The 24735-nt window shown below is 40.3% G+C and carries 21 protein-coding genes and 1 tRNA gene; 12 read left to right on the forward strand and 10 right to left on the reverse strand.

Annotated elements, in window-relative coordinates; translation table 11 throughout:
* Positions 1–13: 13 nt before the first annotated feature.
* The 8 genes from JMY08_RS02505 (at position 14) to JMY08_RS02540 (ending at position 11328) form a co-directional block, all read left to right on the forward strand.
* Positions 14–1531 (forward strand): type I restriction-modification system subunit M, encoded by a 1518-nt coding sequence (locus JMY08_RS02505; RefSeq protein WP_201589888.1) that lies wholly within the window; start codon positions 14–16, stop codon positions 1529–1531.
* Positions 1521–2747, forward strand: coding sequence for a restriction endonuclease subunit S (locus tag JMY08_RS02510; RefSeq protein WP_201589891.1), 1227 nt, complete (start codon positions 1521–1523; stop codon positions 2745–2747). Before JMY08_RS02505 ends, JMY08_RS02510 begins: the two co-directional genes overlap by 11 nt.
* Before the next feature lie 468 nt (positions 2748–3215).
* On the forward strand, positions 3216–3425 hold the full coding sequence (locus tag JMY08_RS02515) for a hypothetical protein (protein WP_201589894.1): 210 nt from the start codon (positions 3216–3218) through the stop codon (positions 3423–3425).
* A 259-nt stretch (positions 3426–3684) separates the two neighbouring features.
* Entirely contained in the window at positions 3685–5190 is a 1506-nt protein-coding gene (locus tag JMY08_RS02520) for an AAA family ATPase (RefSeq protein WP_201589897.1), read from the forward strand.
* On the forward strand, positions 5174–5800 hold the full coding sequence (locus JMY08_RS02525) for a TIGR02646 family protein (protein WP_201589900.1): 627 nt from the start codon (positions 5174–5176) through the stop codon (positions 5798–5800). Before JMY08_RS02520 ends, JMY08_RS02525 begins: the two co-directional genes overlap by 17 nt.
* Before the next feature lie 215 nt (positions 5801–6015).
* On the forward strand, positions 6016–9354 hold the full coding sequence (locus JMY08_RS02530) for a type I restriction endonuclease subunit R (protein WP_201589903.1): 3339 nt from the start codon (positions 6016–6018) through the stop codon (positions 9352–9354).
* Between the two features lie 25 nt (positions 9355–9379).
* Entirely contained in the window at positions 9380–10189 is an 810-nt protein-coding gene (locus JMY08_RS02535) for a M48 family metallopeptidase (protein WP_201589918.1), read from the forward strand.
* Between the two features lie 290 nt (positions 10190–10479).
* Positions 10480–11328, forward strand: a complete 849-nt coding sequence (locus JMY08_RS02540; RefSeq protein ID WP_201589920.1) for a hypothetical protein — start codon at positions 10480–10482, stop codon at positions 11326–11328.
* Positions 11329–11499: 171 nt separating this feature from the next.
* On the opposite strand, the gene JMY08_RS02545 is transcribed toward JMY08_RS02540, so the two are convergent.
* The 7 genes from JMY08_RS02545 to JMY08_RS02575 form a co-directional block, all read right to left on the reverse strand.
* Positions 11500–11940 carry a hypothetical protein gene (locus tag JMY08_RS02545; protein ID WP_201589923.1) on the reverse strand — a complete coding sequence of 147 codons (441 nt, stop codon included), beginning with the start codon at positions 11938–11940 and terminating at the stop codon, positions 11500–11502.
* Between the two features lie 311 nt (positions 11941–12251).
* Entirely contained in the window at positions 12252–12512 is a 261-nt protein-coding gene (locus tag JMY08_RS02550; RefSeq protein WP_320157782.1) for a helix-turn-helix transcriptional regulator, read from the reverse strand.
* Between the two features lie 167 nt (positions 12513–12679).
* Positions 12680–13591 (reverse strand): hydrolase or metal-binding protein, encoded by a 912-nt coding sequence (locus JMY08_RS02555; RefSeq protein ID WP_201589926.1) that lies wholly within the window; start codon positions 13589–13591, stop codon positions 12680–12682.
* Positions 13592–13697: 106 nt separating this feature from the next.
* Entirely contained in the window at positions 13698–14795 is a 1098-nt protein-coding gene (locus JMY08_RS02560) for a YqaJ viral recombinase family protein (protein ID WP_201589929.1), read from the reverse strand.
* 109 nt (positions 14796–14904) lie between these two features.
* Positions 14905–15897, reverse strand: a complete 993-nt coding sequence (locus tag JMY08_RS02565) for a DUF932 domain-containing protein (RefSeq protein ID WP_201589931.1) — start codon at positions 15895–15897, stop codon at positions 14905–14907.
* Positions 15898–15947: 50 nt separating this feature from the next.
* Positions 15948–16238: a hypothetical protein gene (locus JMY08_RS02570; RefSeq protein ID WP_201589934.1), complete on the reverse strand. Its 291-nt coding sequence runs from the start codon at positions 16236–16238 to the stop codon at positions 15948–15950.
* Positions 16239–16369: 131 nt separating this feature from the next.
* The gene (locus tag JMY08_RS02575) at positions 16370–17284 is read right to left on the reverse strand and encodes an inovirus-type Gp2 protein (protein ID WP_201589949.1); all 915 of its coding nucleotides are present in this window, start codon (positions 17282–17284) and stop codon (positions 16370–16372) included.
* Between the two features lie 453 nt (positions 17285–17737).
* On the opposite strand from JMY08_RS02575, the gene JMY08_RS02580 reads away from it, so the two are divergent.
* Positions 17738–19330, forward strand: a complete 1593-nt coding sequence (locus tag JMY08_RS02580) for a hypothetical protein (protein ID WP_201589952.1) — start codon at positions 17738–17740, stop codon at positions 19328–19330.
* 53 nt (positions 19331–19383) lie between these two features.
* On the opposite strand, the gene JMY08_RS02585 is transcribed toward JMY08_RS02580, so the two are convergent.
* Both JMY08_RS02585 and JMY08_RS02590 read right to left on the reverse strand, forming a co-directional pair.
* Positions 19384–20751 (reverse strand): tyrosine-type recombinase/integrase, encoded by a 1368-nt coding sequence (locus tag JMY08_RS02585; protein ID WP_201589966.1) that lies wholly within the window; start codon positions 20749–20751, stop codon positions 19384–19386.
* Positions 20752–21046: 295 nt separating this feature from the next.
* A tRNA-Ser gene (locus JMY08_RS02590) sits at positions 21047–21137 on the reverse strand.
* A 247-nt stretch (positions 21138–21384) separates the two neighbouring features.
* Between JMY08_RS02590 and JMY08_RS02595 the strand changes: the two genes are divergently transcribed.
* The 3 genes from JMY08_RS02595 to JMY08_RS02605 all read left to right on the forward strand — a co-directional run bounded on the left by JMY08_RS02595 (position 21385) and on the right by JMY08_RS02605 (position 23250).
* Positions 21385–22215 (forward strand): DNA/RNA non-specific endonuclease, encoded by an 831-nt coding sequence (locus JMY08_RS02595; protein ID WP_227679572.1) that lies wholly within the window; start codon positions 21385–21387, stop codon positions 22213–22215.
* Positions 22216–22343: 128 nt separating this feature from the next.
* Positions 22344–22607, forward strand: a complete 264-nt coding sequence (locus JMY08_RS02600; RefSeq protein WP_201589969.1) for a hypothetical protein — start codon at positions 22344–22346, stop codon at positions 22605–22607.
* 259 nt (positions 22608–22866) lie between these two features.
* Entirely contained in the window at positions 22867–23250 is a 384-nt protein-coding gene (locus JMY08_RS02605) for a DUF2147 domain-containing protein (RefSeq protein WP_201589972.1), read from the forward strand.
* A gap of 145 nt (positions 23251–23395) precedes the next feature.
* Here JMY08_RS02605 and JMY08_RS02610 read toward each other — a convergent pair whose 3' ends face one another.
* Positions 23396–24658: an ammonium transporter gene (locus JMY08_RS02610; protein ID WP_010197982.1), complete on the reverse strand. Its 1263-nt coding sequence runs from the start codon at positions 24656–24658 to the stop codon at positions 23396–23398.
* Positions 24659–24735 lie beyond the last annotated feature (77 nt).

A 24735-nucleotide genomic window follows, 5' to 3' on the forward strand; every position in this document is an offset into this window, starting at 1 on the left:
TTAGGAATCATCAATGCCCGCTAGCCAAATCAATCAAGACGATATCAATAAAGCCGTATGGAACGCCTGTGATACCTTTCGCGGTGTCATTAGCGCCGATACTTATAAAGACTTTATCTTAACCATGTTGTTCCTCAAGTATTTATCAGACGTCTACCGCGATGAGTACATCAAGCTGGTCGAGCAGTTTGGCGACAACCCTGAGCTGATCCACGCCATGATGTCTAAGCAGCGTTTTGTCTTGCCTGAAGGCGCAAGCTTTTGGGACTTGTACGAGCAGCGTCATCAGCCGGGCAATGGTCAACGCATCGACGAGGCGCTACATGCAATCGAAGAAGCCAACGGTACGAAGCTCAAAAACGTCTTCCAAGACATTAGCTTCAACACTGATAAACTCGGTCAAGAAAAGCAAAAGAACGAGCTGTTACGCCACTTATTAGAGGACTTTGGCAAAGACATCCTCAATCTAAGTGCTGAGCGTGTCGGTAGCCTCGATGTGATTGGTAACGCGTACGAGTACTTAATCAAGCACTTTGCCGCGAGTAGTGGGGCGACGGCTGGTGAGTTCTATACGCCGCCCGAAGTGTCTAACTTACTAGCGACTATCCTTGAGCCTGTCGAAGGTGATGAAATCTGTGATCCTGCTTGCGGTTCGGGGTCGCTACTCATCAAGTGCGGGGCGATGGTACGCAAAAACTCAAATTCTAAGAAGTATGCGCTATACGGTCAAGAAGCCATTGGCTCGACATGGGCACTGGCCAAGATGAATATGTTCCTACACGGTGAGGACAACCACCGTATCGAGTGGGGCGATACCATCCGTAATCCGCTGCTATTGGGTAGTGACGGCAAGCACTTATTACAGTTCGATGTGGTGACTGCCAACCCGCCGTTTTCATTGGATAAATGGGGTCATGAGGATGCCAGCAGCGATCCCTATGGTCGCTTCCATCGCGGTGTACCGCCCAAGACCAAGGGCGACTATGCCTTTATCAGTCATATGATTGAAACGCTAAAGCCATCTACTGGTCGTATGGGTGTGGTCGTACCGCATGGCGTACTGTTCCGTGCGTCAAGTGAAGGCAAAATCCGTCAGCAACTCATCGAAGAAAACCTGCTCGATACGGTGATTGGCTTACCCGAAAAGCTGTTCTTTGGTACGGGTATTCCAGCCGCTATTTTACTGTTTAAAAAGAATAAAACTGATAACACGGTGTTGTTTATTGATGCCAGCAATGAGTTTAAGTCAGGCAAAAACCAAAACCAACTCACTGAGGATAATATTGCTAAAGTCATTGAGACGTATAAGGCGCGTGAAAGCGTCGATAAATACGCGTATCTAGCGAGCTTTAAGGAAATAGCAGATAACGACTTTAACCTAAATATTCCACGCTATGTTGATACCTTTGAGGAAGAGGCAGAGATTGATCTGGATGCGGTGCGTGCTGAGCGTCTTGAGTTGAAAGCTGAATTGGAGCGTTTAGAGACTGAGATGGCAGGGTTTTTAAAGGAGTTGGGTTATGGTGCCTAATGGATGGGAGGTTAAAACTTTAAAAGATATTACTTTAAAAATTCAAGATGGAAATTATGGTGCTAAATACCCCAAATCAGATGAGTTAGTTGACCAAGGCATACCTTTTTTAACATCTAAAGCCCTCGGTGGAAGTGGCAAAACAAATCCAGAAAAATATGATTTTATTACTATTGAAAAGCATATAGAACTAAAAAAAGCACACATAACTACAAATGATATCCTCTTTACCAATCGAGGTGCAAATGTAGGAGTGATAGGTGTAGCTGGCGAAGATTTATCTGATGCAAATATTGGTCCTCAGCTAACTTTGATTAGGTCAAACGAAAAATTGGTCAGTTATAATTATCTGTATTTTTCCATGCAAAGCAGTTTTTTTCAAAAACAAGTACAAGGGCAGGACTCTGGCAGTGCTATGAACTTTTTTGGTATAAAATCTACCGAACAGTTCAAAATAAAAATACCACCCCTCCTAGAACAACAAAAAATCGCCAAAATTCTATCGACTTGGGATAAAGCGATTAGCACCACTGAGCGTTTGATTGACAATAGTAGCCAGCAGAAAAAAGCCTTGATGCAGCAATTGCTGACGGGTAAAAAGCGTTTGCTTGATGACGATGGGAAAAGGTTTGAGAGTGAGTGGAAAACTGCTCCTTTGAAAGACTGTGTGACATTCTTAAATGGAATGCGCAAACCTATTAAGCAAGAAGATAGAGCTGATATTCAAGGTCAATATCCCTATTTTGGTGCAACAGGCATTATTGACTATGTAAACGACTATATTTTTGACGATGAATTAATTTTGTTAGGTGAGGACGGCGAAAACATTCTATCAAGAGTAGTTCCTCATGTGTTTATGGTTTCGGGAAAAATCTGGGTTAATAATCATGCACATGTCATGAAAGCAAATAAAGATAAAAACTCTGAGTTTTTGTGTATATATCTCGAAAGTCTCGATTATAGAAAGTTTAACTCAGGATCGGCTCAACCTAAAATCAATAAAGCTGTATGCGAAAAGATTCCAGTTCACTTCCCTTCATTAAATGAGCAAAATAAAATCGCCACCGTATTAACCAATGCCGATAAAGAAATTGAATTGCTTGAGCAGCAATTGGCTGATTTGCAGCAAGAGAAAAAGGCGTTGATGCAGGTGTTGCTGACGGGTAAGAAGCGGGTGGTGGTTGATGGGGAAGGTTACAACCTGAAGCCCTTCTAGATTAAAGGCGTAGTTTATATAGTGGAAAAGTATATTGGAACAGAAAAAGCGCTCTAATAGAGCGGTTTTATATATGGTGGGGACATAGGTCGAACCTTTGCGGAACTTATCGTTGTAACCTTTTTACTTACTCTCATCCCCGTAAGACCTTGCAAGATTTATTTGAAATAGTTGTTACCATATTCGTTTCTCCCTTGGTGAGCTTAGCGGACGTGTTATATATAAATACAAAAAGTGCAACGTCGTTTAAAGCGTTCCAAACTGTAAAGTCAGATATCAATCTTATAGGGCAAAATAGAACTATTAATACTAAGGTTACAAGCAAAGCTGTTTAATATAGTTAGGGTAAATCTTGCCATGTCGGTTCAAATTAGTCAATATACGGATATGAAGTTTTAATAGTAGCCAGACAGAGATAATGGTGCTAAATAAAATCAAGCCACTGATTAAATATTGACGGAAATCACTATGTCAGCAACATGCCCCAGCTGTAATAAAAAACTTGGTTATAATGATCTTTTACCTTTTATTAATAATATGGCCACATCTAACGAAAGCTTCTTTGAAATGGATGAGTATTGCCCGAAATGTGGTAAAAATATTATTTTGAGAAAAGATGGTTATAAATACTCAATGAAAGAAGCCAATGGGAATTTTGTGATGATTACTCATAGCTAGTTTTTTTACTGTACAGAGGGATGCACGTCTGCTTATTCAGGCCTTCTATATCAACATAACCGCCATATTTAGTACCCTTTAGGTATTGCGTAACCTTGGCGGTTTTGCTTTGTCCTTCTAGCGCAGTACCATATCAGCTCTAAACGAAATACAGCTACCTATAGCGATATCAGATAACCCATTGCTATACTAACTCAGTATGGTTTGACCCTTTATCGATAAATCCTACCGATGCAAAGCGTAAAGCTTGGACATAAAAATGGAAATAAAAAAGTTAACGCTAAATAACTTAGGACGCTTTGAGAGCCTTGAAGTGGACTTTGCTCCGACTGAAGATAACCAGTCGAATGTTACCGTATTTATTGGTAATAATGGCGCAGGCAAGACCTCAATATTAGACGCATTAGCGACTTCATTAAGCTGGTTCGTCGCACGCTTGCGTACCGAAAAGGGCAGTGGTCATGCCATTGATGAGCTGTATATTATCGATAACGCACCAGCAGCTAGTATTACTTTGCAATTATCTGATGATATTCAAACCGATAGCGAAGCCGCGTTTTTATCGTATCAATGGACGTTAGTTAAAGCACGTAAAGGGCGCAAAAGCGATAAGTCTAGTAATTTGAGCCATCTTTCTAAGCTTGTAGATAATTACCGTCAGCAACTTACCGATAATGACAGTGCGAGCTTGCCTTTGATCGCTTATTATCCTGTTGAGCGTTCGGTATTGGATATTCCGTTAAAGATCAAAAATAAGCATAACTTTGATCAAATAGATGGCTACGATAGCGCGCTCAATCAGGGTGTGGATTTTCGACGTTTTTTTGAATGGTTTAGAGAGCGTGAAGATATTGAGAATGAGGAAGAGAGTAAACGTCATAAAGATCTTTTAGCAAAAGAACGAGGGAGTATAGAGGAAATAAGATTAGACATATTAAAAGCCCAAAAAAACCTTAACGAATCTCGTAGTAAGATATTGTCTTCTGAGGCTTCCAACAAAGTTATATTAGAAAGTAAGGCACTAGAAAACTTAGTTGAAGGTATGATTGCAGAGATCAATTTACGTCTTGATACTTTAGTAAGTGGGGCTTATAAAGTAAATAGAGACAAACAGCTAAACGCTGTTAGAAACGCTATTACAGCTTTTATGCCAGATTTGAGTAATATACGTGTACAGCGAAAGCCTCGTTTACATATGGCCGTCGAGAAAAATGGTCAATCGCTAAACGTCATGCAGTTATCTCAAGGAGAAAAGTCCTTAATGGCATTGGTGGGCGATATTGCACGTCGTTTAGCGATGATGAATCCAGAATTAGATAATCCTTTGCACGGTGATGGCATCATCTTGATAGATGAAGTCGATATGCACTTGCATCCCAGCTGGCAGCGCAATCTGGTGCAGCGCTTTACTGATACCTTCCCTAAATGCCAGATTGTCCTAAGTACTCATTCGCCTTTAGTCATTAGCGACCAAAAGGACATCTTAGTTTACTTGTTAAATGATGGCGAGATCATTGCATTGCCACCTTTATATGGTGAGGACGTTAATACTGTCTTGCTAGAAGTGATGGATACTGATATTCGTGATCATGACATTAACGAAAAGCTTGGCAATCTGTTAGATGCAATTCAGGATGCTGATATTATCACTGCTAAAACCTTGCTGCAAACGTTAGAAACTGAACTTCCATCAGGAAACATGGAGCTTGCTAAAGCAAGGTTGCTACTTCGTAAGAAGGAGTTGCAACTTGCGAAAAATAACTAAGCAAGCAGGATTTGAGCCACAAAGCCTTACCCGCTGGAAGCGAGCAAACCCTCATGGCAATTACGATAACTTGAATAAAGTAGAAAGAGAAGATATCCGGCTTGCTTGTGCCACAGAACAGTTCTATCTTTGTGCATACTGCTGTAAACCCATCTCGGAGAATGGCAAAGATTGCATGAATGAACATGTCTTAGCTAGACGAATAGCACCGAATAAAAGCCTTGATTATACCAATATAGTAGCCAGTTGTAGGACGCCTAAGCAATGCGATAATGCACATGGTTCGCAGCCATTACCACTTACGCCTTTTGATATTGAATGTGAGACAGACTTAGAATTTAAGTTAAGTGGTAAAGTGGAAGGCAAAACTGCTAATGCAAAAGAAACCGTTCGCGTATTAAATTTGGGTAATGACAATAAATCTTTAGTTGAACAAAGAAAGCAGTTTGTACTGGCGCTACTATTAGGAGGGGGTATTGATCCAGACGACGTTATAGACGATAGCGACTTGATACAAATGGTCATTGATGATTTATCTGAACCAAAAAACGGTCAACTTGACGCTTTCGCACCAATTGCGATCAATGTTTTGCGTCAATGGGTAGCGTAATGTTTAAAAGTATCACGGTCTTCAAAGTAAGCATAAGTTGTATTTTTAGTATAGTCTACGAAAACGCCAATCGCCGTAAACGCCCTAGCTAATATAACCGGCACTCTAAGCCCTTTGGCTAACGCGCAATATTGGCGGTTTTTTATTGCCTTTTTTATGGTTGTATCCGCTACAATCGACAAAACCAAACAAACATATGTCTAAAGTGGGCAGATATGACCAATCCAAGTTCTAATATTAGCTCCAGTACAAGCATCAACTTCGCTGAAGAATTCAGCTCAAAAATACCTGCCTTAACCTTACTCACAACGCTGGGCTATCATTTTATTTCGCCCAACCAATGCAATGCTATGCGATCAAAGGTTGCCTCAAATAAAGCCACTAATCAAGTGGTGCTATTGCCAATCATGCGTGCGTTTTTAGCCAAGCAAACCTTTATGTTTGAAGGCACGCCGCATCATTTATCAGACAGCGCCATTGATAAAATCATGCATGAGCTAAACCCTGCTATGAACTTAGGGTTGCAGCTCGCCAATGAAAAGCTCTATAACGCCATGCTTTATGGCGTAACGGTAACAGAATTTATTGAAGGTAAAAAAACCTCGCAAACCATCAGTCTAATTGATTGGAATAACATCGACAATAATAGCTTTCACGTTACAGAAGAGATGGTGGTACAGAATGTCGAAGGTACAGGCAACGTCATTCCTGATATCGTCTGTTTTGTGAATGGTCTACCGCTGGCAGTAATCGAAGCCAAACGCCCTGATTCCAGTAGAGAGTGGCAATCGACCAACGCCCAAGCCATATCCCAGCACATTCGTAATCAAAAGCCAAAATTTATTCCAAATCTATTCGCGTATAGCCAGTTATTACTCGCGGTTAATGGTCATGATGGGTTGTATGCCACCTGCGGTACGCCTGAGAAGTTTTGGGCAAAATGGGTTGAAGAAGTAATTTCTGAGCCTGAGTTTCATCGTTTCAAGAACCAAGCACTCAGTCCTAAGCAGATTAATAAGCTATTTGATCATCGTCCTGCCTCTATTAAAGATGAATATAAGTCGTTGATTGATGGCGGTGATCTAGTCATTACCGATCAAGACCGCCTTATTATCAGTCTTTTGCAGCCCCAGCGTTTGCTTGAGATGATGCGTATGTTTACTCTATTCGATAAAAAGGTTGGCAAAATTGTCGCCCGTTATCAGCAAGTCTTTGGTATCAAAGCCCTGATTGAACGTATCAGTAGTTTCGATGAAAAAGGCAGTCGTGAAGGCGGTGTCATTTGGCATACCACAGGTAGTGGTAAATCTTTCACGATGGTATTCTTCTCCAAGGCGCTTATTTGGTTAGAAGAACTGGCGAAGTGCCGAATTATCGTTGTTACAGATCGTGTTGATTTAGAAAAACAGCTCAGTAATACCTTCAAGTCAGGCGGTGTAATAACCAGTAAACGCGATCATCTTGATGCTATGGCAACTTCTGGTCGTCGTCTAGCTGAGCAGATTGGTCACGGTAATGAGCGAGTTATCTTCTCTATCATTAATAAGTTTGGCTCAGCTGTGAAGTATGATGAGTGCTATAACGACAGCCCAAACATCATCGTCATGGTTGATGAAGGTCACCGTAGCCAAAACGGTGAGAGCAATATCCGTATGGCACAAGCCCTGCCAAACGCTGCTTTTATTGCCTTTACGGGTACGCCATTGCTAAAAGATGATAAGACCGAAAACAAATTTGGTAGCATCATTCACTCTTATACCATGCAGCAAGCGGTCAAAGATAAAACCGTTACCCCATTGTTATACGAAGAGCGTATCCCTGAATTGAATACCAATGACCAAGCCATCGATGCTTGGTTTGACCGTATCACTCAAAAGCTTACCGATGATCAAAAAACCGACCTCAAACGTAAGTTCTCACAAAAAGGTCAAATCTATCAGGTTGAAGGTCGTATTGAGCTGATCGCTCATGACATCTCTGATCACTTCCAAAACTTTAAACAGCAGCATCTCAAAGGTCAGTTGGCTTGTGACTCTAAAGCCTCAGCTATCCGTTATAAGATCGCCTTAGACAAGATTGGTAAAGTGACCTCAGTGGTTGCCATGTCACCACCTGATACCCGTGAAGGGCATGACACCGTTGATGGAGAGTCAAAAGATATTGTCCAGAATTGGTGGCAAGATAATGTTGCCAATCAGTATGGTGGTGATGAAAAAGCCTATACTGAATCCATCATAGAGGCCTTTAGTCAGGACGAAGGTCCTGACATTATGATCGTCGTTGATAAGCTATTAACGGGATTTGATGAGCCAAAGAATACCGTGCTGTATATAGATAAGCCCTTAAAGCAGCACAACTTGATTCAGGCGATTGCTCGTGTAAACCGCTTGCATGAGAAAAAACGTTTTGGTTATCTGATTGATTATCGTGGCATCTTAAAAGAGTTGGATATCACCATTGAGAAATATCAAGACTTAGCCGAGCGTACGCAAGGTGGCTTTGATATCGAAGACCTCAAAGGTTTGTATAATCCGATGGATACCGAATATAAGCAGTTACCTAGACTGCATAGCGAGCTGTGGGCTATTTTCTCATCGGTGAAAAATAAACAAGATGGGCAAGCGTTAAGGCAGGTGCTTGCACCTAAGGTGCAGGAAATTGATGGTAAAGTAGTCGATACTAAGCTCAAAGAACGTGACGACTTTTATGCGGCTTTGACCACATTTTCTAATGCTATGAAAATTGCGTTGCAATCAGCGTCTTTCTTTGAAGACAAATCATTCGATAGTAAACGTGATCGTTATAAGCAAGATCTAAAAGCCTTTATCAATCTACGTAAGCAAGTGCGCGAAGACGCTGATGAGACCATCGATTACGATGAGTACGAAGCGGATATTCGTAGCTTACTCGATAAGCATATTGCAGGGCTTGAGGTTCGCGAGGCAAAGGGCGTTTACCTAGTCGATAATTTAGGGAAAAACGTTAAGCCTGAAGCGATGAGTGACGATGAAGCGCGTAACCAAACGGATAAAATTACTGGTCGGGTGACCAAGATGATTGAGCAGGATTTGGCTGATGATCCTTATGCCCAAGAGTATTTTTCTAAATTGCTTAAGCAAGCGATTGCTGATGCTAAAGCAATGTTTGATGCGCCCGTGAAGCAATACATGATTTTCTTTGGACTTCAGCAAGACGTTCGTGAGCGTAAAGTCGCTGGTATGCCACATGAGTTTGTTGATGACAATGGCAAATTAAACCAACACGCGCAGGCATATTTTGGTTTGTTTAAGAAGCTATTTGATGACGATAGCAATAGTAATGCGTTGGCGGATAAAGGGCTAAACGACGAAAAGCTGGTCGCTTATGCCTTTAAAATTGATGAGATAGTCAAGACAGCAGTCGCGGAGTATTCTATCAATCCAGCAGAGATCGAAAATGCTATTAGTGTCAAATTGCTGCCAATGTTATTTATGGATTTGGGTATCGATAAAGCACAACAGCTCATCGAGGAAGTACTAAAGATTACCCGTCTTGGACTTTCCAGAGACAAGTAGCCTAAAAGCAAGAGAGTAGTAGGCAATGATTGAGAATGGTGTATTTTATTATGGCCAAGATAAGATTGATTATGAAGTCGTGCGTAAAAAAACAGCAGATAAGCCTAAAAGTCCCACGCTCATTAGTGAAAAGACTAAGCCTCGGAAAGTTGTGATTAAAGTACATCCAGATCAGCGTGTGGTCGCTACCGCACCTATCGATGCCAGCGAAGAAGTAATACATGATGCGATGATGAAGCGTGCTCGCTGGATATGGCAAAGCCTACAAGATTTTGCCAAGCAAAAAGATCATGTATTATCCAAGCGCTATATTAGCGGCGAAACCCAGTTTTATCTGGGTCGTCGTTATGTCTTAAAAGTGATAACGAATGCAGAAACTGCCGATGTAATACATAGCACTGTGAAGCTCAGTCGCGGTAAGTTAAATGTAGAATTGTCTAAAAGCGATTCTACATTAAATCTTGAAGAACGAACTGCTCTTGTGAAAAGCCTTATTGATAAATGGTATAAAAATAAATTTAGGTCGATCTCTAGAGAGAGGCTTGAAACCTTGATAAATAAGGCTTCATGGGTAAAAAATAGTCCTTCACTGAAATTAATGACAATGAAAAAACAATGGGGTAGTTGTTCTACAAAAGGCAATTTAATCCTCAATCCACACTTGGTCAAAGCCCCAAAGGAATGCATTGATTACGTGATACTGCATGAGCTCTGTCATATAGTTGAGCATAATCATAGCGAGCACTTTTGGCGGTTACTAACGCAAGTAATGCCGAACTGGAAAGAGGTGAAAGCTAGACTTGATGGGATGGCTGAGCTTTATTTGAATGAGTGAGAAAAAAAGAATTTGATATTTTTTTTATTCTTTTTGAAATGATATATGTGAATATGGCTTAATAAAAAAATATAGATTTTAGTTAATTTTTTTTAAAGCTGTGGTTAATAGAGGCTTATTTTAATGTTATTTGTTGCTACATTATTGCTAATAAGATATATTGCACTTATTGAAAGTTTTATAAAATTTAGCCTTATTTAAGTTGTTTCAAAAATATAAATAAGTTATTGATTTAATTGTATTTAAATATAATTAAATTTATTTTATCACACGTTATGGGTTTATAACCAATGTTCACTAGCTTTTTATTAATAATATTGCGCTTAATTTGTTATGTAATTCCACTAGTGTTTTTGTACTCTTTATTTAAGCCCCAAAAACTTAATATTCGTACAAAGAGAAATGCAAATGGTAAGTATTCGCGGAAAAATTACTATCTAGTAATGGGTGGACTATGGATATTTTTCTTAATTGTAGGAATGATTGTTGCTGAAAATTATTATGATTCCGAGAAGTTTACTTCTAATTCTGATCAAGACACATTCCGCACATCCCTTGAAAGTTATGATAGTGACGAACAAATTATCAATCAAAACACCCCCATAGATTCAAGTATTCAAATTGAAGAAAAATCAACAGTATCATCAGATGAGTATGAAGATATTGAAGAAGGTACTTTTGGTGTTACCCTAGATGATTTAGATAAAAATATTGAAGATTTGAGTAAGAAGCTTGGCGTATATGATGAAAGTGAAGGTGAAACGACCCCTTACAGTATTAGTAAAGGAGAGTTTGACGATACGTTTACAGAAAAGTATACCGAAAATGAAGGTATGATTGGTGTATTAAGTAAAAGTGGTAATATAAAAGAAATGACATTTATTAAGGATAAAGTTCTGCAAAGAGGTGATGATATAAACGTATTATTGGTAGGACTTGGGTCTTCAGTAGTTGGATTGGATCCTGACACAGATTTTTACCGGAATCAGGAGATTTTTACCAGTGAACTACAAAATGCTAAAGATCAATTTGAAGCTGAAGGGCGAAGCAAGCAGTCAGGAAGTATTGGGAATGTCACCTATATTATAGAAATTTCTGAAGAGACTGCTACACAAGTGACCCTTTTACCTTATCAATAAATCATTGAATATTGTTTTTTTACAAAGGGTATTAATAAAATGGGCTATCTTGGAATATTTTACTTACCTAGCTAGTACAGCATTTAATACGATATATAACTAATTAGCATTTTAGTGAAAAAAAACAATCGTTCTATATATAGAATGATTGTTTTTGATTCATAAGCTCAGTTAAAACATATCAAGTGATACTTGTTTTCCAACTTCGTCAAGTACTACTTTACCGCTATAACCTGCACTCTTATAGTGAAGGTTGACATCTGCTCTTTTAAATATACCAGTTAGCTCGATGGTTGACCAGTCTATATTATCTCTTTCAACTCTTGCATCTACTGAATAATTACATGCCCAAAAATCAAAAGAAGGTGCCATTTCTTTCGATTCTTCGCCAAATTGATTTCTAAAAACGCATTGATTGATATCAACATTCCTATAATCTGTACCCTGATCTGTAACTCTATCATGAAATATCATAGCTTCTAATATGTCATCTTCATTGAGAGAATCTGAACTAAAATATGAGCAGGAAGCTAACAAAAATATACTTAGAAATATTAAGCAATATTTAGGTGAATCAATAATAAGAAGATCTTTCGTGTAATTTTTATTCATTTTAGTCCAAAATGTAATTTATGCTAATGGTTTAGGGTTGAATGGTTAATAAAAACGAAATTTCATTTAACAAACATTTCTTCTGGCTAATCATTATAGTCGACTAAGTTCGAAATCGTTATATAATAATTTTCTATCTCAGCTTAGTTTTAGTTGTATTTCTTTATAAACCAATCGATTAAAGCTAAAGGTGATACTTTCCAGTAAAGACCTTAATTATTGAAATAAAAAATACAAGTTTTAAAATGAGACTAAACTAGTGAGTATCAATAAAGCAAGCCATTGTAATTAGCTTGCTTTATTGATTTCACCTAATTAAATCTATCAGCTAATTTAGTTTTTAACCAGTCTGCAATCTCACTCTCTACCCATGCCACACGTCCTTTTGACAGCTTAACCTGAATTGGGAAGGTAGAATCATAGCGATTAGACTTCTTGTCTAACATATCGTAAATAGTTGTACTACTTAGCCCAGTGAAGTAGATAACCTCTTTCAGTGGTAACATTCGTGGCATGCGTAAAACACTTAGATCCGCTGTGCTGGCTTGGTTATTAGTATTTAAATTTCCCATGATTTACTCCTTATAATTGAACGAGAGCGTTTCCTCTCATACAGTTAACGAGTCCTATATTTTTTTACAGCATTCCATGCAGTCCGGTCATTAGCCTTGTTTGAGACAATAAAAAAAGAGCTGAATCAATCAGCTCCTGTTTATACTGCATATCTGGCTTGATGATTTTAACTCACCGCTGTCACGCTTTTTCGTAATCCTTGCTCGATGCTGCTCACGTGCTGAGTCGCTAACCCATTTTGATAGCTTCCCTGCTGAGTACTACTCACATCCTCTGTATCCATGGGATAAAACTCCTCAGCCACATCAAGTAAGCCATCGTTGTCAATTTCAAAGCATGAATTGACGTAACCAAGCTTTGCCGCTTTCTCTAGTGCCGCTTGATCAAATCCGTGTTTGACAAGCTCCGCATCAATTGCCTGCGCATCTTGTACCGCTTGTTTTAGTGTCACATCATCGCGTAGCGTTAAATCTACGAAGTAAATCGGAGTTCGATAGCTTTGCGTGGTGCTTTTGCCACGTAGCGTGAGTTGCAGTGGTAGACACGACAGCTTATTACCTGATACCGCTGCAAAGTAGCTCAGCCGTGCGGATAATGTACGAATACTATTAAAGCCTGTGGTGCGAAAGATAAAGGTGCCAAGCTCATCGTCCTCAGACAAGTTCGCGTACAGCCTACCATATGGCTTACAAGCACCGCCTTGTGCTAATGGGCAGCGATCAGGTGATGGGCAAGGCAGTTGCTCAACGCCATTGCTTGTGCGACGTTGACACTGTTCACCATCGCCCACGCATAGTGGGCGACCTGTTTGTCTATCGAACAGCGTGTACTCAGCTCTTAGGTTTAACTCAGGTTCATTGAACAGCATCCGTACAGGTATTTGTCTTAGCTTACCGTCATTATTTGCGCGTAGCTTTGCATCAAGTGGATGATTGATCCAGCCGTCTTTGTTCTGAACTTGACTGGTGATGGTGAATTGATCGTCCTTAGCAGGTAGACGCTTGCCGTCTTTTTGAATGACACGGCCAATGCTGATACGACCTAAAACTGGCGGGGTTATAGTTAGACCTTTAATCATGGTGATATTCCTTATAGGTTTAATAAAATGTATTTAGTCATAAAAAAGCCCACCGGTTAGGTGGGCAGTTATGCACTTGTTTTGGTTAAGTGTAGTAGGTTTCGGCTTAGCCGTTTAAGATGACGAAGCGGCGACTACCTTGCTTGGTTTTACTAAATTTAGCTAATAGCTCAGGATGTGCGTTGATGGCAGCTTTGCTATCCAAACCGATACTATCTTTCGAGCGTTTCCATGAAATAGCGCCTTTCTCAAACACAGCAACTTCATTATCGGCAATCAGTGTTTGCAACTGATGCTTCACTTGGTCATGACGTTCTTCTAGCTCCTGCATATAGTTACGGTAGCTCAGCAATTGCTCAAACAGTTTGTTAGCACCATCATCATCCGTTAGATCAACCTTGCTTGAGGGTTTAGCCGTTGGGTACAGCTGCTTTAAGGCCCGAGCTGCAGATTCTGAATGATCAGGGGTTGGTGACGTATCTGTTTCTACGTATTGCCAGAACAGACGCTCATGTTCGATGATAGATTCAATCAAGCGCTCGTCACGCTCAACCTTGTATATCTTGGCTTCATGTCCACACAGCAGCACACAGATATGCGCAGCTTGTTTACCTGTGACTGCCAGTTGGTGTTGTACTTGGCAAGTGACATACAAGGGCACGCCATGCTTCCACAGCTTGGCACCATGTTCCCCAGCGGTTTTACACTCTAAAATCTGTACCTCCTCACTACCAGTGATTGCATAGTCTAAGTTTGCTAGCATGAATGGCTGCTCAGGATGCTGTAAAATAGCATTCACGCGACGTACTTTATTACCTGTCCGTTCTTGGTAGTACTTAGCCACCATCGGCTCTAAGGTATTGCCCCAGTACAAAGGTGAATATCCTTCGATGCTCTCATCGATGTCTGATGTCATGCGTCCAGTCTTGATCATCCATAGTTCAAGCATCGATAAATAAGGATGAATACCACAAGCGGCAGCGGCATCCGAACTGCCAATGCCTTGCTTACGAAACTGTAGCCAGTCCTCACGGCTTAAGTTTTTGGTGTTAACCAAGCGTTTAGCAGTGGTTGATGTGTTAAGTTGGGTAGGTTTGTCAGCAGTATCGCTTTGCTTCGTTTTCACTACTGATGGTTTGAACTTCACGGTGGCACGTTTGGCTTGTCTTGGCTGAGTAGAACTGTTTAATGCGATCATGTTCATGGCAAATTCCTTAGATAAATTGACTATTGGGATTCAATGAAATAAGCGACATAAAAAACCACGCTCGAAGGCGTGGTTGATTGTATTGTCAGACTTTACACGTGGCTGGTTAAGCCAGCATCAGTAGCGATTCCTCTAAACCCTTTTGCTTAAGCTTAGCGCCAGAGCCAAACCAAGCACCGTCTAATCTATGGTCTCGCGACATCGCCCTACGTTCGTGATCGACGTATTCAGTGATACTGCATAGCAAACCATAAGCGGTATCTTTGGCAGCATCAAGATCCGCCCCGCGACCTTGACCGTTAAACATGTTCATCACCTGATTCATCGCTTTAGCATTGGGCACAGCGTCTTTCTCTTTCTTAGCGCTATTAAACAGAATGATGTCATTGTCCTGATCGTTGAACACACGGCTAAGATAGTTAGCCGCTTCTGCTTGAGTGACTCGTCGCTCTGACAATTGCTTCATCTCGTAGCTGTGCTCCTCCCACTGCTTCACCGATACCCCTAATTGCTGCTTAACCTTGTCCGCATCAAACGAAGTACTATGCGGTACTTTCACTACGCCTCCGCTTCCGTTAGCTAAGCTAATAGCAAGCGTGTTATTACATACCACACGGATGGAGGTGAACTGAGCGGTGGTTGCTAGCGTACCGTCACAAGCGGTTGCTAATAACAAGTACCCATTACTAACATCCTTACCCTTAAGTGTTGCTGACTGGCCTGTACGAGCCAATGCCCAGAGCTTACGACCTCCCTTAAGTACACCTGCGGTTTCCAGCTCAAAGTCAGACTGCTCGGTGAGATCACGATAAAACTCTAAAATCTCACGAGGCTGAACTTCTTGATAGCGTTGACTGACCACTGATAACGGCTCGAAGTTATCGCTACGGTATAACACTTTCTGCTCAGCAAAGGGCAGGATCAGATTCTGACCTTTATCGTTATTAGCCATGTAGCTAACGTCTGATGACTCTATACGCCAGTCCATACCCGCTTGTTTTGCCCAGACCTCGATAGGCTGCTTGGGAGCCAGTTCATTCCCTAGACCATGCCAAGGGGTTTCGCCAACGTATGCCATACTTTCTATTAAATGTGCCATGAGAATATTTCCTTTTAGATTTGATTAGAATTATTGGTTGTACGAATAGATTAAATAGTGAAAGTTCTTGAGCAGGTATTGCAGGTATAACTAGGCTTTGCTGCCAAAACGAGTAAGGGTGGCTGCTGTAGTTTGTCTTTAGCCAAGCCGATTACTGATGCAATCGCATTACCTGCTATCACACCAATGGCAGGATTTAGCTTGTAATACTTACAGATGCTTACACCAAGACCTGATAGGGCAGATTGTGAACACAGTTGCTCGAAGATATTAAAGGGACTGTTAGTATCCGTATTGCTCGTCACCCTTGATGAGTGACAGTAAGGACAGATCGTTTGCATATAAGCTCCTTAAATTAAGCGCATAAAAAAAGGCCTGCGATTAAGCAGACCTTTGATTAGGATAGATTGGGGTTAGTAGACAGGTAGCTAGGCTTCCTGTCTTATCTCATGATGATACTGTATATCTGAAATTATTTTGATATAAGCGGTAGGCCTCTACGCTTTTTTGTACGATAAATACCATGACCAAAAGTACGCATGTTTGGTAACGCTAGTTTGAGTTGCTGCTCATTTTTGCTTGGCTCAGTTAAGTACAAAGCTGCGCATAGTGCGTTTTCTACTTCTTGTGGATTATTTTGATGGATCATGCCGATACCTAGTTTGCCATGTTGCTTATACTGCTGCTTACGTTCTTTATCGTGGTAGCTATAGTACTCGCCTAAGCCTCCAGTAATCATTTTCCATTTCTCACCGACATCTTTAGCAATATACCAATCATTGTCCCTTTTCGAGCCATCGTACATAAGCAGTAAATGACAGTGTAATCCACCGTTCATTCCTCCTTGTTCAATTGCCCAAGCATTGCCTTGTAAATGCTTAAAACAAGTTTTTTTATTACCGATAAGCTCCCGTAGTTTACTCATGTGTTCATCAAAGTCTTCGATAGATACATGATGGCTCGTCTGCTGTGCATATTTTAAATCGATACGTACAAAGAGCAGCCTTGAGTAGTGATTGGTCAGGCTGTTTACATAGTGCTCTAATCGTCTCTTGTTTTGAGATTCCTGATAGCTGAACGTAATACGTTCACGCTCAATATCATTTTTATAGCAAGACAATGTAGCGATAAATCGCTGGGTTTTCTCATGATTCCAAATAACGTTTTCTGGATAGTCATCTCCAACAATAGCATTGGTGCTATAAATAAATGCGACTACCGGCTGTGAGTAAAATAGCTCAGTATTTAAGTGTGTCATGAACGGGTAATACAACCTGTTCAGTTTGTTTATGGTGTCGTTAAAATTAATGGTGTTCGCTAGTATGTCTGCAACTAAACTGTGAACGTTTGCAGCAATTAGCGGTTGATTTAGGTGCGAGTAAGACATGATTGTGATCCTATTGAATTAATGTTCATAGGGTCAGTTCAGTCCATATTTTTATAATGTGAGTCGCTGAGAGTTGAGCTCTCAGCATTAGTGAAAATAGCTGCTGTGTTTAAATAATAATATATATAACCCACTAAGCACGAGCTGCCGGAAAGCAGTTTTATCCCAACTAGCGTTGAAAATTCGTGTGCTAAGCAACGTCAAATCTCTTTATGCTACAGGTGAATGGTTGGAATGAAGTTAGTACTTTGATATCTGTAATAGTTTAAGTATATTTCGTAAGCTTAGGTCTTATTCTGTGATAGGATAGCTTGATAATGAAATACGTTTTAATAACGTTTTAACAATGGTTTAATAACGATTTAATAACGATTTAATAACGATTTAATAACGTTATTATCTTTATTATTTAGTTAACTAAAGTCTGGTTTTTATTGTTTTGGAGATAGAAAGATGAGTGAAGCTGGGGCTCGAACTGAAATTAATCAGTTAAATCAGACCCAAAAAAATGCAGAATATATCGAAAAGAAGATCAATAGTCTTAGTTTTTATAGCGCCTATTGGTGTTTATTTGGATTGCGATCTTTACATAAATTTCCTGACAAACAGATTTTAAGAGACGACACTCACGTTAAATCAAAGTTAATTCATATATTAAAAAAGGCAAATTATAGCCCTAAAACTTTGGATGAGATCTTACAGAAAAGTGCTGACGAAAGCGTACCTCTATCTTACGTCAGATGGTTTTACGAAGATGATAGAGCGGCTTTATGGCTAAATATGGTTTTGAAAAAATATAATGCAGCGAGCGATTACATACAAACAAAATCAGACATTGCGATTTTTTCCCATAACCTTATCTTTAATGCAAATATCCGAATTTTGGGAAAAGCGATTCATATAGGGCCTGATTCTTACAACGACGCTTTAGTACTGAACAAAAAACAAGTTTTAGGTTTTTTAGAACGAGCTTACGTTCGTAGTAAAGTTGGCTTAGGAAAAACAAAATGGCTGGATAGTCGTAATGACATTCAGGTTAATCACTTATACCAGTATATGCAAAAACCTTGCGATCTTAATAATCTCTACGCAAATAAAATAAATAAAAAAACTGATACGCTTATTAAGCTAGATACTGTTATGCCCCGTCCTAGTCAAGCTTTGATTTATGCTGATACTATTGCCATAAAAGAATCAGATAGGGTTAGTAGGCTTAACCATATACTGGCTTCACTCGATTATTGGATGTTTGATACTTATTGGTTTGATGGAGAAATTGTCGCGGTAGAAGGAGACAAAGCCAATAATAGAATTACGTTTATAGAGATGATGAAGAATGTCTCTAATTCAAAGGCTAACCGTATTAGTAATAAAAATATAAAAGAAAAAGGCTTAGTACTCACTAGTGCAAACAAGAAAATTCTCAGTGTAATTGCTAAAAGACAAGGTAAAACACAGGCGCAAATGCTCAACGACATCGTTGCCAGCTATGATGGAACCTTTTTCTCCCAAATACCTAAAAGCGCTAATAGTATTAGCGCTTTCACAATGGGTAACTATGGTGAGACTTATATATCCTCATTTGAGACTGAGCAAAGCCTGAAAGCCAAGCAAACTAGCCCCGAGACGATATCAGTAGACGTTGATATTAGTAACAATAAAGATATAAGTCATCAGATTAAGACGTTAGAACCGACGCCCTATATTGAAGAGTCTAATGATAATAGGAGCGAAGAGCGTGTCGAAGATGTTAAACAGAACCAATCTGATGAGCAGTCTATAAGTTTGGGTGACAACCACGATGATAATAAACTAATAGATGAACCTGTTCTCCCTCTACATGAAGACACTATAGCTCCTGTAAATATCTTTGCGATGGCAACTGATGGTTCAACAACGAAACTACAGGCTGCAGAAAATAATTTAGCTCGCTCTGCAATTTATGAGGATATTAATATCAATCAAATAGCAGATCATGAAAAAGATCCCTTCAAAAAGAATGCAGAAATAATGAAAAAACAGCTAGGAGGAGCCTTAAAGAAGTGAACTTGAATTTGTATTTTCCCCTAGTTAAAATGCATTGAATGTTATGGTAGTAATCAATCCTTGATGACCAGTAAGGATCTTATATCTTCTGCGTCTAATCCTTTGCTTTTTAAAGCTTGTATTAAAGTATCGCTATCCACATCTGATAGTGATGCTGGTACTTGATTCTGATTTGTCAGCGATTGTTCAATCTGCTGACGAGCTGTCTGAAAATCTACCACTTCACCCGTGTCTCTAAGTATATCTAAGAAGTCAGCCCAAACTTGCATGATTTTTCGGCGTTCATCCAAATGTTGAGCATGATTATAGACTGCTCGAATGCTACTTTTTTTATCATGAGCCATCTGCTTTTCAATCGCATCGCCCATATAGCCAAGCTCGTTTAGGTTAGTGGATGCGATGTGACGGAAACCGTGTCCTGTCTGTTTACCAGCATACCCTAGTATATCTAGCGCGTTATTGATGAATTCTTCGCTATAAGGCTGGTGCATACCAGTATGATAGAACACATATTCATATTGTCCTGTAAGGGATTTCATCTCTTCCAAAACTGCTAGCATTTGATTTGATAAAGGAACGACATGCTTACGTGCAATCTTAAGATTATCAATATCGACACGCCATAGACGGTTAGGAAAGTCGATATGCTCCCACTTCATCATCCTAAGCTCAATAGTACGACAAAAAGAATATGCCAAAAACTTCATGCCTAATCGAGTCTGGTCATGACCATGGTAGCCTTCAATGTCTTGCAAGAGCTTAGGTAGTTCACTAAGATCAACGTGTTTCATGTGCTTGGTCTTCGCTTTCGGGTATAGCTCTTTCAACCCTTCTGTATGATTTACCTCGATTAGACGTTCTCTTTTAGCTCTTTTAAGAATATTGCCAACGAGATCAATAGTGCGTCTGGTTACTTCTCGTGGTGGTGTTCCTTTTTCGGCTCTAGCTTCAATGTTATCTGCCATCGATTTACAATCTTCAAATGTCACGTCTTTCAAGGCTATGCCTTTAAAGCTTGGTAGCACGTCTTTGTGCATGCGATTATAGTCTTGCTGATAGGTGCGATGCTTTACGTTGCGCTTACGCTCCTCTAACCATTCAAGTGCATACTCATTGAACATTTTGGCTTGTTCATTCGCAAGTTTTTCTTGACGCTTTTTATTCTTTGGATTGATTCCACTTGCTACTAAAGCCTTAATATCAGAGTTAGCTACTCGAGCTTCTGCTAAGCCCATCTGCGGGTATGTACCTAAAGTAGTCTTCTGTTGCTTACCATCGAAGCGATATGCACTTATCCAAGTTTTCGTGCCTGAGCTACGTACCAGTAACTGCAAACCTTGTCGATCACTATATTTGTCTGGACAAGAAGGGGTGCACTTATCAGTGGGTTTGAGCTTACGGATCTTACTATCACTTAACATGTTGGTCTATTCCCTATACCTACGAGCTATATGTTTAAAGCGTTAAGAGGATTATGTTGGTCTACAGCATGTAAATCTAGATCGAATGTTGGTCTAATTGAGGTGTATATGAATAATAGACCAACGAATAGACCAGCACAAGCTACGGGATAGGTGGTTGACGTTGGGTTGAATTGGGAAAACAGCAGGCATAAAAAAAACGCTAGACGCGTTATTTATAAGGGTTTTAAGAGGTGTATAGGAGAGGGTAGTACAAGATAGAAAAACTAGGAGGCTTTCTTAAAATTGATAAGATTGGCGGTGAAGGAGGGATTCGAACCCTCGATACGCTATTAACGCATACACACTTTCCAGGCGTGCGGTTTCAGCCACTCACCCACTTCACCGTTTTTGATATAGTAGACAGTTTTGATTGATTAAAATAAAAAATAATCAGTTGTCCGTATATTTGAGACCGCCTAGTATAGCGGATAGCATTTAAAATGTCACGGCTTACGCCTTATCTTTCTTTATTCACAGGCGCCTGCTACGATAGCGTATACGTAATGATAAGCATAGATGGTTGAAAGTTGAATGATAAGTGTCGGCAGGATCAAATACAGTGTCAAAAACAGCATCATAATGACTGTGATGATGGTAGTAAGCATAACCTCGGCGCATGCTGATGACTTTACCCAGTGTAGTCAGTCCTTTTATGGCAGTATCTATCCTGAATTTACCAATCCTAAGCTCAGTAACAAGACACAAGCGCTATGTATGGATGGTTTTGCCGTGATGTATTCGGGAGTATCACGTACGCCGCTGTGGTCGGCAGAGTATTTAGATCGCAAGCGTTTACAGCAAGCCAAAGAGATTGATCGTGAAGACAGTTTTCATGAAGAAAGCCGACTACCCACATCCGCACGTGCCTCATTGTCTGACTATTCAGGCTCAGGCTATGATCGCGGGCACTTAGCGCCCAATGCTGATATGGCGAATCGCAGTCAACAGTATGATAGTTTTAGCTTGGCCAATATTGCTCCGCAATCGCCACGTAATAATCGCTATATTTGGCGCAATATCGAGTCAGCCACTCGTTACTTAACCCAGCAATATGGAGAAGTTTATACCATTACAGGGGTGGCATTTACCGGCAAAAAAACCAAGCAATTGGCTGACCGAGTGCTTGTTCCCAGTCATTTCTTTAAAGCAGTCTATATTCCTGCGATTAATCAAGCAGGGGTCTATTACGCACCAAATGATGAATCAGAGCGTATAGAAATTATCAGTGTCGATGAATTGGCGACCGAAATAGGTATCGATGTATTACCCGTACTGGATGCCAAGACTAAAGCGCAAGCGTTCGAGCTACCACTAAAGGCTGGCGAGAGTTCAGATTTGCCTGAGGCGACTGTTGAAGAACCTACTTGGATGCTTTTTGTCTGGGCGATTCTTGACTGGCTAATCACCCAGTTGCAGGCGTAATGCTTCTACTATTAGCCTACTTAGTCGCTTTTATACAGATTGAGGACACACTCTAATGTCTGTATGTGACAGAAAGTACGAACTATTGAAAAATCACGTAAGATGCTGTTAATAGAAAGGAGACTCAAATGATTGACCCATTTGCCAATAATCATCAAAGTATGCAAATTGGTGAGCTCGTGATCGAAAACCAGCAAGATAAAATTATTATATATGGCGACATTGATTTGACCTTTGATGCCACTGGGCATCAGCAAGCACAACAGTTACATGACTTAACAAGTAAAATTTTACAAGCTTTTGAAAACAACACTGGATACAATAATAATGATGACAAGTCAAAAGAAAAAGATGACCAGCTGGATAAAAATATCGACAATCCCTTCTTGTAACTGTTTGATATAGTTCTGATTTTATAGAAATAATAAACTATAAAAAAATTACTAGGCAAAAGCTTAAAATTGCTTATAATGGGTCAAGACATTGCTTATGTCGTTTAGAATTTTAATGAACAGCTTATCTATTGTTGCGCTAACCCACTACTAGCTAGTAGGAAATCGCACAGCTGGGAATGAAGTTTTAGCGAAGGATAAGCCTAGGAGAGTAGAAACATAACGTTTCGAATAATCATTGTATGAAGGGAGTCAGTCTATGAAATTATTTACAAAAACCACTTTAGCAGTTGCAGGTATCAGTTTAGCAAGCATGGCATTTGCCGCTGATCCTCTAGCCAACACGACTTGGCAGACCTATGATGAAGGTAAGCCAAAAGGCACAGTAAAAATCACTGAATCAAATGGTGTTTTGACAGGTACGTTGATTTCTACTAATTCAGCCAAAGGTAAAAAACACGTTGGCACGACTATCATCAAAGGTCTTCAAGCTGATGGTGGTGGTAAATATAGTGGTGGTACGATTACTGATCCTGAGAAAGGCAAAGATTATCGTATGACTGCACAACTAAGTGGTAGTACATTGAAGCTAAAAGGTTATATCGGTCCATTCTCACGCAGTCAAGAGTGGAAAAAGAAATAATCTAATTCTAAAGAAACTGGATTATTAGATACTTTATAGAAAGCAATTTATATAGTACAAATTATAAAGCACAAAGAAATCCCGCATTACCGAAAGGTAGTGCGGGATTTCTTTGTACTGCAGTATTTTTCTAGATGCTCACCGATTATCTTACGAATTCTGGGTAAGCTTCCATACCGCATTCAGCGATATCACCACCTTCATATTCATCTTCTTCAGAGATACGTAGACCCATCACCACTTTAATGATTGACCAAACGATTAGACTGGCAACAAATACCCATATAAAGATGGTCGCTGCGCCTGCAATTTGACCTACGAACGATGCTGCTGGATTGGTAATAGGAACAATTAGTAGACCGAAGAGACCAATTACACCATGTACCGAGATAGCACCTACTGGGTCATCGATTTTTATTTTATCTAAAGCGAGAATGGATAAAACAACGATAACACCTGCTATCAGACCAAACAGTGTGGCCTGCAGCGCAGAAGGAGTAGAAGGTTCTGCGGTAATCGCAACCAAACCTGCTAGCGCACCATTTAGGAGCATGGTTAAATCAGCCTTACCAAAGATAAGACGCGCTACTAACAATGCACCAATAGCACCGCCTGCTGCTGCGGCATTGGTATTCAAAAATACCATCGCGACAGAGTTAGCACTGGCGATATCACCGAGCTTGAGGACAGAACCACCGTTAAAGCCGAACCAACCCATCCACAATATGAGAGTACCAAGTGCTGCTAATGGCAGATTGGCACCAGGAATGGCACGTATTTCACCGTTAGGGCCATACTTACCTTTACGAGCACCTAATAATAATACCCCTGCTAATGCAGCCGCAGCACCTGCCATATGGACGATACCGGAACCAGCAAAATCAGAAAAGCCTAAGTCACCTAAGTTAAATAAGCCAAAGACGTCTTTGCCACCCCAAGTCCAGCTGCCTTCAACAGGATAGATAACACCAGTCATGACTACCGCGAAGAGGAGAAAAGCCCACAGCTTCATACGCTCAGCGACAGCGCCTGAGACGATTGACATACAGGTTGCGACGAATACCACTTGGAAGAAAAAGTCAGAAGCTGCAGAATAAACAGAATCACCACCAAAGCCATTTTCAGCTGAGGCTGCTAAAGCATCTGCTACCAAAGCCTCACCGCCTGCAATACCGCTTAAGAATAGATTGCCATCATACATAATGGCATAGCCGCAGATCATGTACATGGTACAAGCGGTGGCAAATAGCGCGATATTTTTTGTTAGGATTTCGACGGTGTTTTTTGAGCGTACCAGCCCTGCTTCTAACATGGTAAAGCCCGCTGCCATCCACATGACCAGCGCCCCACACATTAAAAAGTAAAACGTATCAAGTGCGTACTGGAGCTCAAAGATTTGATTTTGCATGTTAATTCCCCCTTGAATATATGCAATATAGATATCGGTATGTCCTATAAATCTGTGTTTATAGGTAAGTCTACGCG

Source organism: Psychrobacter sp. Pi2-51, from assembly GCF_904846665.1.
GTDB lineage: Bacteria > Pseudomonadota > Gammaproteobacteria > Pseudomonadales > Moraxellaceae > Psychrobacter > Psychrobacter glaciei.

Excerpts from the sequence above, each read along its gene's own strand:
- JMY08_RS02505 (WP_201589888.1), top strand. The coding sequence starts at position 14 with ATGCCCGCTAGCCAAATCAATCAAGACGATATCAATAAAGCCGTATGG.
- JMY08_RS02510 (WP_201589891.1), top strand. The coding sequence starts at position 1,521 with ATGGTGCCTAATGGATGGGAGGTTAAAACTTTAAAAGATATTACTTTA.
- JMY08_RS02515 (WP_201589894.1), top strand. The coding sequence starts at position 3,216 with ATGTCAGCAACATGCCCCAGCTGTAATAAAAAACTTGGTTATAATGAT.
- JMY08_RS02520 (WP_201589897.1), top strand. The coding sequence starts at position 3,685 with ATGGAAATAAAAAAGTTAACGCTAAATAACTTAGGACGCTTTGAGAGC.
- JMY08_RS02530 (WP_201589903.1), top strand. The coding sequence starts at position 6,016 with ATGACCAATCCAAGTTCTAATATTAGCTCCAGTACAAGCATCAACTTC.
- JMY08_RS02535 (WP_201589918.1), top strand. The coding sequence starts at position 9,380 with ATGATTGAGAATGGTGTATTTTATTATGGCCAAGATAAGATTGATTAT.
- JMY08_RS02540 (WP_201589920.1), top strand. The coding sequence starts at position 10,480 with ATGTTCACTAGCTTTTTATTAATAATATTGCGCTTAATTTGTTATGTA.
- JMY08_RS02545 (WP_201589923.1), bottom strand. The coding sequence starts at position 11,940 with ATGAATAAAAATTACACGAAAGATCTTCTTATTATTGATTCACCTAAA.
- JMY08_RS02550 (WP_320157782.1), bottom strand. The coding sequence starts at position 12,512 with ATGGGAAATTTAAATACTAATAACCAAGCCAGCACAGCGGATCTAAGT.
- JMY08_RS02555 (WP_201589926.1), bottom strand. The coding sequence starts at position 13,591 with ATGATTAAAGGTCTAACTATAACCCCGCCAGTTTTAGGTCGTATCAGC.
- JMY08_RS02560 (WP_201589929.1), bottom strand. The coding sequence starts at position 14,795 with ATGAACATGATCGCATTAAACAGTTCTACTCAGCCAAGACAAGCCAAA.
- JMY08_RS02565 (WP_201589931.1), bottom strand. The coding sequence starts at position 15,897 with ATGGCACATTTAATAGAAAGTATGGCATACGTTGGCGAAACCCCTTGG.
- JMY08_RS02570 (WP_201589934.1), bottom strand. The coding sequence starts at position 16,238 with ATGCAAACGATCTGTCCTTACTGTCACTCATCAAGGGTGACGAGCAAT.
- JMY08_RS02575 (WP_201589949.1), bottom strand. The coding sequence starts at position 17,284 with ATGTCTTACTCGCACCTAAATCAACCGCTAATTGCTGCAAACGTTCAC.
- JMY08_RS02580 (WP_201589952.1), top strand. The coding sequence starts at position 17,738 with ATGAGTGAAGCTGGGGCTCGAACTGAAATTAATCAGTTAAATCAGACC.
- JMY08_RS02585 (WP_201589966.1), bottom strand. The coding sequence starts at position 20,751 with ATGTTAAGTGATAGTAAGATCCGTAAGCTCAAACCCACTGATAAGTGC.
- JMY08_RS02595 (WP_227679572.1), top strand. The coding sequence starts at position 21,385 with ATGGTAGTAAGCATAACCTCGGCGCATGCTGATGACTTTACCCAGTGT.
- JMY08_RS02600 (WP_201589969.1), top strand. The coding sequence starts at position 22,344 with ATGATTGACCCATTTGCCAATAATCATCAAAGTATGCAAATTGGTGAG.
- JMY08_RS02605 (WP_201589972.1), top strand. The coding sequence starts at position 22,867 with ATGAAATTATTTACAAAAACCACTTTAGCAGTTGCAGGTATCAGTTTA.
- JMY08_RS02610 (WP_010197982.1), bottom strand. The coding sequence starts at position 24,658 with ATGCAAAATCAAATCTTTGAGCTCCAGTACGCACTTGATACGTTTTAC.